Source organism: Kitasatospora sp. NPDC056651 (genome assembly GCF_042792155.1).
Taxonomy (GTDB): Bacteria; Actinomycetota; Actinomycetes; order Streptomycetales; family Streptomycetaceae; genus Kitasatospora.
Map to the genome: position 1 here is coordinate 70021 of NZ_JBHTWX010000022.1, position 12591 is coordinate 82611.

The window sequence follows — 12591 nt, forward strand, 5'->3', positions numbered from 1 at the left end:
TGGGCCGTTTCTCGTGTCTTATGGTCTATTAACCGGGCGGTCTGCCGCCGGTGTGGTGGTGCGGGGGTCCGGACCCCGGCACCTCCTCCGCGTTTTCGTCCCACTCCTGGAGGTACCCGTCATGACCGCGCCCGTCTTCGTCGTCGAGACCGAGCGGATCGCCGCCGCCGCGCCCGGGGCCGTGGTGCGCCTGGACGGCCCGGAGGGGCGGCACGCGGCCGCGGTGAAGCGGCTGGAGCCGGGCGAGGCGGTGACCCTGGCCGACGGGCTGGGGCTCGGCGTGGACGGCACGGTCGCCGAGGTGATCGGCAAGGACGCGATCGACGTGACGGTCGCCGCCGTGCGCCGGGAGCCGGAGCCCGCGCCGCGGATCGTCGTCGTCCAGGCGCTGCCCAAGGGCGACCGCGGCGAGCTGGCCGTGGAGACCATGACCGAGGTCGGCGTGGACGTGGTCGTCCCGTGGGCCGCCTCGCGCTGCATCACCCAGTGGAAGGGCGAGCGCGGTGCCAAGGCGCTCGCCAAGTGGCGGGCCACCGCCCGGGAGGCGGGCAAGCAGTCGCGCCGGGTGCGCTTCCCCGAGGTGCGCGAGCCGATGACCACCCGGCAGCTGGCGCCCCTCCTGACGCGGGCCGCGTTCGCCGCCGTGCTGCACGAGGAGGGCGCCGAACCGCTGGCGCACGCCGCGCTGCCCGGCTCCGGGGACATCGTGCTGGTGGTCGGCCCGGAGGGCGGGGTCTCCCCGGAGGAGCTGGCCGCCTTCGCCGAGGCGGGGGCGAAGCCGTACCGGCTGGGCCCCTCGGTGCTGCGCACCTCGACCGCCGGGGTGGCCGCCGGCGCGCTGCTGCTGGGGCGCACCGGCCGCTGGTCGTGACGGCTCCGCGGCACCGCCCGTACCGGCCGTAACACGCGTCCGCGGGCGGTGCCGGGGAGTCTGTGAAAATCGGAGCGGATCGTACGCGCACCTGCCTAGGCTGACCGGGTGACGGACTCCCTGAGCACCTCCCCGACCAGCTCGGCGGGCGCCTACCTGCGCCATCCCCACCTGCACGGCGACCTGGTCGCCTTCGTCGCCGAGGACGACCTCTGGCTCGCCCCGCTGGACGGCGGCCGGGCCTGGCGGCTGACGGCCGACCACCTGCCGGTCCACCACCCGCGGTTCTCCCCGGACGGCCGGCACCTCGCCTTCACCTCCACCCGGGACGGCGCCCCCGAGGTGCACGTGGTGCCGGTGGACGGCGGCCCGTCGCGCCGGCTCACCCACTGGGGCAGCCACCAGACCCGGGTGCTGGGCTGGACCGCCGACGGCCGTCCGATCGCGGCCACCGCCGCCGGTGAGGCCAGTGCGCGCCGCACCTGGGCGCACGCCGTGCCGCTGGACGGCGGCGAGCCGCGGCGGCTGCCGTACGGGCCGGTCGGCGGGATCGCCTTCGAGCCGGGCGGGGACCGGGTGCTGCTGGGCAGCGTCAGCGGCCGCGACCCCGCCTGGTGGAAGCGCTACCGCGGTGGGCGGGCCGGCAAGCTGTGGCTCGGCCGGGACGAATTCGACCGGGTGCACGCGGAGTTGGACGGGCAGCTGGACTCGCCGCTGTGGGTGGCCGGGGAGGACGGGCAAGGCGGCCGGATCGGCTTCCTGTCCGACCACGAGGGCGTCGGCGAGCTGTGGTCCAGCCGCCCGGACGGCACCGACCTGCGCCGCCACACCTCGGACCCGGACGGCTTCTACGCCCGCGGCGCCGCCACCGACGGCACCCGGGTGGTCTTCCACCGGGCCGGAGACCTCTGGCTGCTGGACGACCTGGCGGGCGCCGAGCCGCGCCGACTGGACGTCCGGCTGGCCGGTCCGCGGGCCGGGCGCCGCCCCCGCCCGGTGCCCGCCGCGCACTGGCTGGACTCCGTCGCCCCCGACCGCACCGGCCGGGGCAGCGCCGTGGTGGTGCGCGGCGGCGTGCACTGGCTGACCCACCGCGAGGGCCCGGCCCGGGTGCTGGACGAGACCCCGGGCGTGCGCGGGCGCCTGGTGCGGGTGGTGCCGGGCGAGGACGGCGGCCAGGGCGTGCTCTGGGTGTCCGATGCCGAGGGCGAGGACGCCCTGGAGTTCGCCCCCGACCTGCACGGCGCCGAGCGCCGCCGACTGGCCGCCGGGCAGCTCGGCCGGGTCAACGCGCTGGTGGTCTCCCCGGACGGCAAGCAGGCCGCGCTCGGCGTGCACGACGGCCGGGTGCTGCTGGTCGCGCTGGCCGACGGCGCCGTGCACGAGCTGGACCGCAGCACCGACGGCGAGGTCTCCGGGCCGGCCTTCAGCCCGGACTCGGCCTGGCTGGCCTGGTCGCGCCCGGTGCGCGGGATGGGCCCGTCCTCGCTGCGCCAGATCGTGCTGGCCGACCTGGCAACCCGGACGGTCGGCGAGGTCACCCAGCCGCGCTTCGTGGACACCTCGCCCTCCTTCACCGCGGACGGCCGCCATCTGGCCTTCCTGTCGGTGCGCAACTTCGACCCGGTCTACGACGCGCACGTCTTCGACCTGGCCTTCCCGAACGGCTGCCGCCCCTACCTGGTCACGCTGGCCGCCGACACGCCCTCCCCGTTCGGGCCGCAGCGGGCCGGGCGCCCGCTCGGCGGGGAGGAGGACGAGCCGAAGGCCCGGAAGGCGGACGGCGAGGAGGCGGCCGACGCCGCGTCGGTCACCAGGGTCGACCTGGACGGCATCGCCGACCGGATCGTCCCCTTCCCGGTCGAGGGCGGGCGCTTCGAGGACCTGGCCGCCGCCAAGGACGGCGTGCTCTGGACCAGGTCCCCGCTGCTGGGCGAACTCGGCGACGAGGCGGCCTCGCTGGACGACGACCGGCCCCGTGCGGTGCTGGAGCGCTTCGACCTGAAGAAGCGCCGGGTCGAGCAACTGGTGCACGGGCTGGACGGCTTCGCGGTCAGCGGGGACGGCACCCGGGTGGCCGTGCTGGACGAGGGCGAGCTGCGGGTCGTCCCGGCCGACCACAAGGGCGGCGACGACGAGGAGACCACCGTCGACCTCGCCCGGCTGCGGGTGACCGTCGACCCGGCCGCCGAGTGGCGGCAGATGTACGCCGAGAACGGCCGGCTGATGCGGGACAACTTCTGGCGCCCCGACCTCTCCGGCGTCGACTGGACCGGGGTGCTGGAGCGCTACCGCCCGCTGGTCGACCGGGTCGGCTCGCACGACGAACTGGTCGACCTGCTCTGGGAGGTGCACGGCGAGCTCGGCACCTCGCACGCCTACGTGCTGCCGTACGGCCGGTACACCGAGCCCGCCCGGCGCCAGGGCCTGCTCGGCGCCGACCTGGTCCGGGACGGCGAGCGGTGGCGGATCGCCCGCATCCTGCCAGGGGAGTCCTCCGACCCCAGGGCCCGCTCGCCGCTGGCCGCGCCCGGCGCCGCGATCCGCCCGGGCGACGCGGTGCTCGCCGTCAACGGCCGCCCGGTGGACCCGGTCACCGGCCCGGCTCCGCTGCTGGCCGGCACCGCGGGGCAGCCGGTCGAGCTGACCGTGGCGGGGAAGGACGGCACCGACCGCCGCCACCCGGTGGTCGTCCCGCTCGCCGACGAGGAGCCGCTGCGCTACCACGACTGGGTGGCCGGGCGGCGGGCCGCGGTGCGCGAGCTGTCCGGCGGGCGGCTGGGCTACCTGCACGTGCCCGACATGCAGACGGCCGGCTGGGCCCAGCTGCACCGCGACCTGGCCACCGAGATGGCCCGGGACGGCCTGGTCGTCGACATCCGGGGCAACCGGGGCGGCCACACCTCGGAGCTGGTGATCGAGAAGCTGGCCCGCCGGATCGTCGGCTGGAACGTCGCCCGGGACACCGACCACCCGGTGCCCTACCCCGAGGACGCCCCGCGCGGGCCGGTCGTCGCGCTCGCCGACGAGTTCTCCGGCTCGGACGGCGACGTGGTCAACGCCGCCGTCCAGGCGCTCGGCATCGGCCCGGTGGTCGGCACCCGCACCTGGGGCGGGGTGATCGGCATCGACAGCCGCTACCGGCTGGTCGACGGCACCCTGGTCACCCAGCCCAAGTACGCGTTCTGGGTGGAGAACTACGGCTGGGGCCTGGAGAACCACGGCGTCGACCCGGACGTCGAGGTGCCGTACGCCCCGCACCACTGGGCGGCCGGTGAGGACCCGCAGCTGTCCGAGGGCGTCCGGCTGGCCCTGGCCGCGCTCGCCGGGACGCCGGCCCGCACCGGGCCGGCGCTGCCCTGGCGGCAGTGACCGGGAGCGGGAAGCCGGCCCGGCCGGCTTCCCGCTCGCTTCCCGCTCCGGGGTGCGCGGGCGTGGGTAGGATGCGGGGCTGTTTCTTGATCCACAGCTCACGGGGGAACCACATGGCGCAGGGCTATCCACCGCCGCAGTACGGCCGGAATCCTTACGCACCGCAGCAGCACGCACCGCAGCAGCCGCCGCCGCAGCCCTACCCGCCGGCGCAGCCGTACCAGCAGCAGCACCAGGGCTACGCGCCGCAGCCGTACGCCCAGCCGTACCCGAACCCCTACCCGCAGCAGCCGCAGCAGCCGTACCAGCAGCGGCCGGCGCTGCCGCCCTGCCCCAGGGAGGCGGGCGGCGGCCGGCGCTTCCTCGCGATCGTGCTCGACTGGCTGCTCGCGATCGGCCTCGGCTTCGTGGCCGCCAACGCCGCGAGCCGCCCGACCACCCGGCAGGTGGCCGGCCACACCGTGCACAGCGGCGGCCCGGTGGTGCCGTACTTCGTGGCGCTGCTGGCGGTCGGCCTCGCGGTGTCCTTCCTCAACCAGGTGGTGCTCGCCCGGCTGACCGGCTTCAGCGTGGGCAAGGGGGTCCTGGCGATGCGGGTGGTGCGCCGCAAGGGCGTGACGCGGCCCGACACCTGGCGGCTCACCAGGCGCTGGCTGCTCGGCTTCGTGATCCTCGCGGTCGCCTTCCTCACCGAGGACTTCGACACCGACGAGGGCGACGTCGTCGGCATGCGCGCGGTGCGCTGGAGGCACCTCCAGGAGTACCAGCAGGCCGTCGCCCGGCTCGGCTAGGCTGCGCCCGTACGGCCGGGGCCCGTCCGGTCCCGGGTCCGTACGGGCCCCACCACACCCGACGTACCGATCCCGAGGAGCGCGCCATGGCCGGCGAGCCGCAGCCCGACTGCCTGTTCTGCAAGATCGTGGCGGGCGAGATCCCGGCGACGGTGGTGCGCAAGACCGAGCGCACCCTCGCCTTCCGCGACATCGCCCCCAAGGCGCCCGTGCACGTGCTGGTGATCCCGCACGCCCACTACCCGAACGCGGCCGCGCTGGCCGCCGCCGAGCCGGAGGTCGCGGGTGAACTGCTCGCCGAGGCGGGCGCGGTGGCGAAGGACGAGGGCATCGAGGACTACCGGCTGATCTTCAACACCGGTGCGGGCGCCGGGCAGACCGTCTTCCACGCGCACGTCCACGTGCTCGGCGGCATGTCGATGACCGAGCGCATGGTCTGATCGCGGTGTCCCAGCGCGAACTCGTCGTCCTCGGCACCGCCAGCCAGGTGCCCACCCGGCACCGCAACCACAACGGTTACCTGCTGCGCTGGGACGGCGAGGGCCTGCTGTTCGACCCCGGCGAGGGCACCCAGCGCCAGATGCTGCACGCCGGGGTCACGGCCACCCAGATCACCCGGATCGCGGTCACCCACTTCCACGGGGACCACTGCCTGGGCCTGGCCGGGGTGATCCAGCGGATCAACCTCGACCGGGTCCCGCACCCGGTCGACGTCTACTTCCCGGCCTCCGGCGAGGTCTACTTCGAGCGGCTGCGGCACTCCACCGCCTACCACGAGACGGCCGTGCTGCGGCCCCGGCCGATCGACGAGGCCGGCCCGCTGCCCGCGCCGGGCGCCCGCTTCGCGCTGGACGCCGTCCGGCTGGACCACCCGGTGGAGTCCTTCGGATACCGGCTGTCCGAACCGGACGGCCGCCGGCTGGTGCCGGAGAAGCTCGCCGCGTCCGGCCTGCGCGGCCCGGCGGTCGGCCGGCTCCAGCACGAGGGCGCGATCGAGGCGGACGGCCGCACCGTGACCCTGGAGGAGGTCAGCGAGCCGCGGCCGGGCCAGAAGTTCGCCTTCGTGATGGACACCCGGATGTGCGAGGGCGTGCACCGGCTCGCCGAGGGCGCGGACCTGATGGCGGTCGAGGCGACCTTCACCGACGCCGACGCCCGCCTCGCCGAGGAGCACGGCCACCTCACCGCCGGGCAGGCCGCCAAGGTCGCCGCCGAGGCCGGGGTGCGCACCCTGGTGCTGACCCACTTCTCCCAGCGCTACCCGGACCTCGGCCAGCACCTGGCCGACGCCCGCAAGCACTTCGACGGGGAACTGGTGCTGGCCGCGGACCTCGACCGGGTGCCCGTCCCGCCCCGCCGTCCGGTGTGAACGGCACGGCGGGCGCCGGGAAAAAGCGTTCGCGCCGGCCCCCGAACTGCCGGAGCATCGACGGGTGCGGCCCCGCCGCCCGCCCCGGCGATCACGCTCGCGGCGTACCCTGGTGCCCCGGAGACCCCGAGCGGCACACGACACCACGGATGGGATGAGGCAGGCCTCAGCGCCGACCCATGAGTGACACATCGCAGACCCGTACCAACGGACAGTCGCGCCCCGAACCCGCTGACGACGGCCGCGTCAGCGCCCGGTTCGTCATCCCCGAGAAGCACCCGATGGTCACCCTGCTCGGCACCGCGGACTCGCTGCTGCGCGTGATCGAACAGGGCTTCCCCGCCGCGGACATCCACGTGCGCGGCAACGAGGTGACCGCCACCGGGGAGCGGGCCGAGGTCGCCCTCGTCCAGCGGCTCTTCAACGAGATGATGCTGGTGCTGCGCACCGGCCAGCCCCTGACGGAGGACGCCGTGGAGCGCTCCATCGCCATGCTCCGCAGCCAGCGCGAGGACCCGGACAGCCCGGCGCCCTCCCAGGTGTTCACCGCGAACATCCTGTCCAACCGGGGCCGGACGATCCGCCCGAAGACCCTCAACCAGCAGCGCTACGTCGATGCGATCGACAAGCACACGATCGTCTTCGGCCTCGGCCCGGCCGGCACCGGCAAGACCTACCTGGCGATGGCCAAGGCCGTCCAGGCCCTCCAGGCCAAGGAGGTCAACCGGATCATCCTGACCCGCCCGGCGGTCGAGGCGGGGGAGCGGCTGGGCTTCCTGCCCGGCACCCTCTACGAGAAGATCGACCCGTACCTGCGCCCGCTGTACGACGCGCTGCACGACATGATGGACCCGGACTCCATCCCGCGCCTGATGGCGGCCGGCACCATCGAGGTCGCACCGCTGGCGTACATGCGCGGCCGCACCCTCAACGACGCCTTCATCATCCTCGACGAGGCCCAGAACACCTCGCCCGAGCAGATGAAGATGTTCCTCACCCGTCTCGGGTTCAACTCCCGGGTGGTGGTCACCGGCGACACCAGCCAGATCGACCTCCCGGGCGGCACCCGCAGCGGCCTCAAGGTCGTCCAGGAGATCCTGGCCGACGTGCCCGACATCCACTTCTCCGTCCTCACCAGCACCGACGTGGTCCGCCACAAGCTGGTCGGCCGGATCGTGGACGCCTACGAGCGCTGGGACGCCCGGCAGGAGGCCGAGGAGTTCTCCCCGGTGTCCCGCAAGTCGGCCCAGCGCCGGCCGGGCAAGGCCGCGGCAGCCCGAGCACCCCGACAGTCCCATCGCACCGAAAGCTGAGCACACAGCACCTCATGTCGATCGACATCGCCAACGAGTCCGGTTGGGAGGCCGACGAGGAAGCCATCCTCGACGTCGCCCGCTTCGCACTGGACAAGATGCGGATCCACCCGCAGTCCGAACTGTCCGTGATCCTGGTGGACGGTGCGGCGATGGAGGAGCTGCACATCCAGTGGATGGACCTGCCGGGGCCCACGGACGTGATGTCCTTCCCGATGGACGAGCTGCGCCCCGGCAAGGAGGGCGAGGAGCTGCCGCAGGGTCTGCTCGGTGACATCGTGCTCTGCCCCGAGGTGGCCGAGCAGCAGGGCAAGGCGGCCCCCTCCAAGCACTCGATGGACGAGGAGCTGCAGCTGCTCACCGTCCACGGGGTGCTGCACGTCCTCGGCTACGACCACGAGGAGCCCGAGGAGGAGGAGGAGATGTTCGCCCTCCAGAAGCGCATCCTGGACGACTGGCGGGCGGGCCGCGGCCTCGGCGGCATCTCCCCGGCCCCCACCACCCACTGAGCGCGGAGCCCGAACCCCTGTGAGTGGTGAGAGTACGAGCTTCATCCTCGGTGCCGTGCTGCTCGTCGTGCTCGGCTGGCTGGCCGCGTGCGCCGAGGCGGGCATCTCCCGGGTCTCCCGGTTCCGGGCGGAGGAGGCGGTGCGCACCGGGCGCCGGGGCTCCGCGCGGCTGCTGATCGTCGCCGCCGACCCGATCCGCTACCTCAACCTGGCCACCCTGATCCGGGTGGCCAGCGAGATGGCGGCGGCCGTCCTGGTCACCGTGGTGTGCGTGCGCAACGTCAGCCCGACCTGGCAGGCCGTGCTGCTGGCGTTCGGCGTGATGGTGCTGGTGTCCTTCGTCGCGATGGGGGTCTCACCGCGCACGATCGGGCGCCAGCACCCGATCACCACCGCGACCGCGGCCTCCTTCGTGCTGCTGCCGCTGGCGGCGGTGCTGGGCCCGATCCCGCGGCTGCTGATCCTGCTCGGCAACGCGTTGACCCCGGGCAAGGGCTACCGGGAGGGCCCGTTCGCCTCCGAGGCGGAGCTGCGGGCGCTGGTGGACCTCGCCGAGAAGGACGACGTGATCGAGGACGAGGAGCGCCGGATGGTGCACTCGGTCTTCGAGCTGGGCGACACCATCGTGCGCGAGGTGATGGTGCCGCGCACCGACCTGGTGATGATCGAGCGGCACAAGACCGTCCGGCAGGCGCTCACCCTGGCGCTGCGCTCGGGCTTCTCGCGGATCCCGGTGGTCGGCGACAACGAGGACGACGTGGTCGGCATCGTCTACCTCAAGGACCTGGTGCGCCGCACCCACATCAACCGGGAGGCGGAGGCCGAGGAGGTCGGCGCGGTGATGCGTCCGGCCGTCTTCGTCCCGGACTCCAAGCCGGCCGGCGACCTGCTGCGCGAGATGCAGCAGCGCCGTTCGCACGTGGCGATCGTGATCGACGAGTACGGCGGCACGGCGGGCCTGGTCACCATCGAGGACGTCCTGGAGGAGATCGTCGGGGAGATCACCGACGAGTACGACCGGGAGATCGCCCCGGTGGAGGACCTCGGCGACGGCTCGTACCGGATCACCGCCCGGCTGCTGGTGGAGGACCTGGGCGAGCTGTTCGGCATCGAGCTGGAGGACGAGGACGTCGAGACCGTCGGCGGCCTGCTGGCCAAGCACCTGGGCCGGGTGCCGATCCCCGGTTCCTCCTGCGAGATCCCGCTGCCGGAGTCGGGCGGCGACGGTCTGACCGGCATCCTGCTGACGGCCGAGTCCTCGGCGGGCCGCCGCAACCGGATCGGCTCGATGGTGGCCTCGCCCGTCCGTGCCGCCGAGGACGCCGGGGAGCCGGCGGGCGAGTAGCGGGTCCGCGGTCGCCGAGCGACCATGGAGGGCATGACGCACAAACTTCGCGCGGAGTACGGCCCGCAGGGGGCGGCCGGCGGAGTCAAGTCCTGGCACGTGGTGCGGGACGAGGACCTGTCGGTGGCGCTCTGCGGCCGGACGATGTCCGACGACGCCGAGACGCGGCCCGAGGAGGAGTGGGGCACCGGGCTGCGCTGCTGCCAGCAGTGCGGCTCGCTCTACCTGCACGAGACACCGCACATGGAGAGCCACCATCCCTACAGCTAGGCCCTGTCCGGCCCTGGGGCCTGGATCCAGGCACCGCATGGCCGAGCTCTGGAGGTCGCCATGAAGCTGCAAGACACGCTGACGCCCGTCGACCGCCGCCTGGCCATGGTGTGGCGGATCGGGGCCGGGCTCGGGGGGATCTTCCTGATCGTGTTCGGGGGCCTGGGGTTGGCCGACCACCCCGGGTTCCTGGCCACCCACGGCGACCGGATCGCCGGCCTGTCGACCAACGGGGCGCTGAGCATCCTGTCCATCGTGGCGGGCGCGGTCCTGGTGCTCGGGGCGGTGATCGGCGGGAACTTCGCGTCCAACCTCAACATGGCGGTGGGCGTGCTGTTCGTCCTGTCGGGCTTCTACGGTCTGACGGTGCTCGGGCGGCCGGACGCGAACATCCTCAACTTCCGGATGTCGAACGTGCTGTTCGCTTTCATCTTCGGCATCGTCCTGACCACCTTCGGGATGTACGGCCGGGTGAGCGGCCACCTGCCGCACGACAACCCGTACTGGCGCAAGCGGATCGAGGCCGAGGACGGCCGGCCGGCCGGTGCCGCCAAGACCTTCGTCAAGGTCCTCCGACCGAACGCCGGGCGGACCCACCCGGTCGGCCACTGACCGGCGCCGGGTGCCTATGCTCGGCGGCATGAGTGACATCGTCGAGCTCGACCCCGAAGACAAGAAGATCATCACCCTGGCCCGCTCGGTCCGCGCCCGCAACGGCGTCGCCGAGGGGGCCGCGGTGCGTGACGAGACCGGGCGCACCTACGTCGCCGGGACGGTCGCGCTGGAGTCGCTGCGGCTGAGCGCCCTGCGGACGGCGGTGGCGATGGCGGTGGCCAGCGGCGCCAGGTCGCTGGAGGCGGCGGCCGTGGTGAGCGAGGCGGAGCAGCCGGACGAGGCGGACCTGGCGGCCGTGCGGGACCTGGGCGGGGCCGGGACGCCGGTGCTGCTGGCCGGTCCGGACGGGGTGCTGCGGCTGGCCGCCGAGGCGCGCTGAGGCCCCGTCCGGGGGTCTGTGGGGGCCTGTGGGGGCCTGCGGGGGTCATGCCGGTACGGCATGGCCCCCGCCCCTGTCGGGCCGATAATCTCACCGGGGGAGTGGACTCGGTGAGGGGGCTGGGGGCATGGGGGCGGTGGCGTTCTTCGCCGGGCTGCTGCTGTTCGTGATGGGGCTGGGGAAGTGGCAGGAGACCGGGTCGGAGGTCTGGCTGTACGGCTCGCTCGGCTTCCTCCTGCTGCTGGTGGTGGTCTCGTTGATCCCCACCGGCGGCAAGGGCGGCAAGGGCGGCAAGAAGGGCTGACCGGCGCCCCGGGAGCCCCCGGGGGTGGGCCGGGGCGGCAGCGCTCCGGTGATCAGGGAGAATGGAGCCCATGAATGCCCCTTCCTCCTCGTACCGCTCCGGGTTCGCGTGCTTCGTCGGCCGGCCCAACGCGGGCAAGTCGACCCTGACCAACGCCCTGGTGGGGACGAAGGTCGCGATCACCTCCGACCGCCCGCAGACCACCCGGCACACCGTCCGCGGCATCGTGCACCGCCCCGACGCCCAGCTGGTGCTGGTCGACACCCCCGGTCTGCACAAGCCGCGCACCCTGCTCGGCGAACGCCTCAACGACCTGGTCCGCACCACCTGGGCCGAGGTCGACGTGATCGGCTTCTGCCTGCCCGCCGACCAGAAGATCGGCCCCGGCGACAAGTTCATCGCCAAGGAGATCGCCGGGATCAAGAAGACCCCGAAGGTCGCCATCGTCACCAAGACCGACCTGGTCGACTCCAAGCGGCTGGCCGAGCAGCTGATCGCCATCCACCAGCTCGGCATCGAGCTGGGTTTCGAGTGGGCCGAGATCATCCCGGTCTCCGCCGTGGGCGACAAGCAGGTGGAGCTGGTCGCGGACCTGCTCACCAAGCTGTTGCCGGAGGGCGACCAGCTCTACCCGGAGGGCGACCTCACCGACGAGCCCGAGCAGATCATGGTCGCCGAGCTGATCCGCGAGGCCGCGCTGGAGGGCGTGCGCGACGAACTGCCGCACTCGCTGGCCGTGGTGGTCGAGGAGATGCTCCCGCGCGAGGGCCGCCCGGCGGACCGTCCGCTGCTGGACATCCACGCCAACGTCTACATCGAGCGGCAGAGCCAGAAGGCGATCGTGATCGGCGCCAAGGGCTCGCGGCTCAAGCACGTCGGCACGACCGCCCGCAAGCACATCGAGGCGCTGCTCGGCACGCCGGTCTTCCTGGACCTGCACGTCAAGGTCGCCAAGGACTGGCAGCGCGACCCCAAGCAGCTGCGCAAGCTGGGCTTCTGACGGATCGTCGGGCCGGTCCGCCGGTCCGCCGGTGCCGCGCGAGGGCCGCGCCCGCTACGCGCCCTCGCGCAGCACCAGGGAGACCAGCTCGCGCTGCGAGTCGGTGAGCTTCGGGTCGGCGCAGTAGACCGTCCGGCCGTCGACGGTGATCTCGTAGTGGAAGCCGTCCGGCACCCCGTACGAGGGCGCGCGCAGCCCGCCCGCGACGGCCTCGCGGGCGAGCGCGTGGACGTGCGGGGCGTCCGTGCGGTCGTCGGTGTCGATCTCCGCCTGGCGGGCGATCCCCGCGAAGCCGCCGGTCCGGGTCACCTGGATGCGCATGGTGCCCATGGTGCTCCCCGGGGAGGGGGTTTGCCGGTCTTTTCCCGGACCGTGACCTTGGGTCCGCCTCGACCCGGTCCCGACCGGCCTCCCGACCGGCCTCCCGACCGGGCCCCGGGAGCTCCCGGGAGC

General features: G+C 73.7%; 14 protein-coding genes. 13 read left to right on the forward strand and 1 reads right to left on the reverse strand.

Translation table 11 applies throughout. The annotated features are described in order from the left end of the window. Positions 1-121: 121 nt before the first annotated feature. The 13 genes from ACFRAR_RS12030 to era all read left to right on the forward strand — a co-directional run bounded on the left by ACFRAR_RS12030 (position 122) and on the right by era (position 12138). Positions 122-871, forward strand: coding sequence for a 16S rRNA (uracil(1498)-N(3))-methyltransferase (locus ACFRAR_RS12030; protein WP_380697472.1), 750 nt, complete (start codon positions 122-124; stop codon positions 869-871). Between the two features lie 108 nt (positions 872-979). Beyond that, positions 980-4243 carry a PDZ domain-containing protein gene (locus ACFRAR_RS12035; RefSeq protein ID WP_380697473.1) on the forward strand — a complete coding sequence of 1088 codons (3264 nt, stop codon included), beginning with the start codon at positions 980-982 and terminating at the stop codon, positions 4241-4243. 113 nt (positions 4244-4356) lie between these two features. Continuing rightward, on the forward strand, positions 4357-5034 hold the full coding sequence (locus tag ACFRAR_RS12040; RefSeq protein WP_380697474.1) for an RDD family protein: 678 nt from the start codon (positions 4357-4359) through the stop codon (positions 5032-5034). Between the two features lie 86 nt (positions 5035-5120). Beyond that, the gene (locus ACFRAR_RS12045; protein ID WP_380697476.1) at positions 5121-5474 is read left to right on the forward strand and encodes a histidine triad nucleotide-binding protein; all 354 of its coding nucleotides are present in this window, start codon (positions 5121-5123) and stop codon (positions 5472-5474) included. A 5-nt stretch (positions 5475-5479) separates the two neighbouring features. Continuing rightward, positions 5480-6403: a ribonuclease Z gene (locus ACFRAR_RS12050; RefSeq protein ID WP_380697477.1), complete on the forward strand. Its 924-nt coding sequence runs from the start codon at positions 5480-5482 to the stop codon at positions 6401-6403. Between the two features lie 281 nt (positions 6404-6684). Then, on the forward strand, positions 6685-7716 hold the full coding sequence (locus ACFRAR_RS12055) for a PhoH family protein (protein WP_380697492.1): 1032 nt from the start codon (positions 6685-6687) through the stop codon (positions 7714-7716). 14 nt (positions 7717-7730) lie between these two features. Next, positions 7731-8225, forward strand: a complete 495-nt coding sequence (gene ybeY / locus ACFRAR_RS12060; protein ID WP_207816018.1) for an rRNA maturation RNase YbeY — start codon at positions 7731-7733, stop codon at positions 8223-8225. Between the two features lie 19 nt (positions 8226-8244). Further along, positions 8245-9570 carry a hemolysin family protein gene (locus tag ACFRAR_RS12065; RefSeq protein ID WP_380697479.1) on the forward strand — a complete coding sequence of 442 codons (1326 nt, stop codon included), beginning with the start codon at positions 8245-8247 and terminating at the stop codon, positions 9568-9570. Positions 9571-9603: 33 nt separating this feature from the next. Then, a complete protein-coding gene (locus ACFRAR_RS12070; RefSeq protein WP_380697481.1) occupies positions 9604-9840 on the forward strand; it encodes a hypothetical protein in 237 nt (78 codons plus the stop codon). 60 nt (positions 9841-9900) lie between these two features. Then, positions 9901-10452 carry a DUF4383 domain-containing protein gene (locus ACFRAR_RS12075; protein WP_380697482.1) on the forward strand — a complete coding sequence of 184 codons (552 nt, stop codon included), beginning with the start codon at positions 9901-9903 and terminating at the stop codon, positions 10450-10452. Positions 10453-10468: 16 nt separating this feature from the next. After that, positions 10469-10834 (forward strand): cytidine deaminase, encoded by a 366-nt coding sequence (locus tag ACFRAR_RS12080; RefSeq protein WP_380697494.1) that lies wholly within the window; start codon positions 10469-10471, stop codon positions 10832-10834. Positions 10835-10961: 127 nt separating this feature from the next. Then, a complete protein-coding gene (locus ACFRAR_RS12085; protein ID WP_380697483.1) occupies positions 10962-11138 on the forward strand; it encodes a hypothetical protein in 177 nt (58 codons plus the stop codon). 70 nt (positions 11139-11208) lie between these two features. Next, entirely contained in the window at positions 11209-12138 is a 930-nt protein-coding gene (gene era / locus ACFRAR_RS12090) for a GTPase Era (RefSeq protein ID WP_380697485.1), read from the forward strand. Between the two features lie 54 nt (positions 12139-12192). On the opposite strand, the gene ACFRAR_RS12095 is transcribed toward era, so the two are convergent. Further along, positions 12193-12459: a protealysin inhibitor emfourin gene (locus tag ACFRAR_RS12095; RefSeq protein ID WP_380697486.1), complete on the reverse strand. Its 267-nt coding sequence runs from the start codon at positions 12457-12459 to the stop codon at positions 12193-12195. Between the last annotated feature and the right edge of the window lie 132 nt (positions 12460-12591).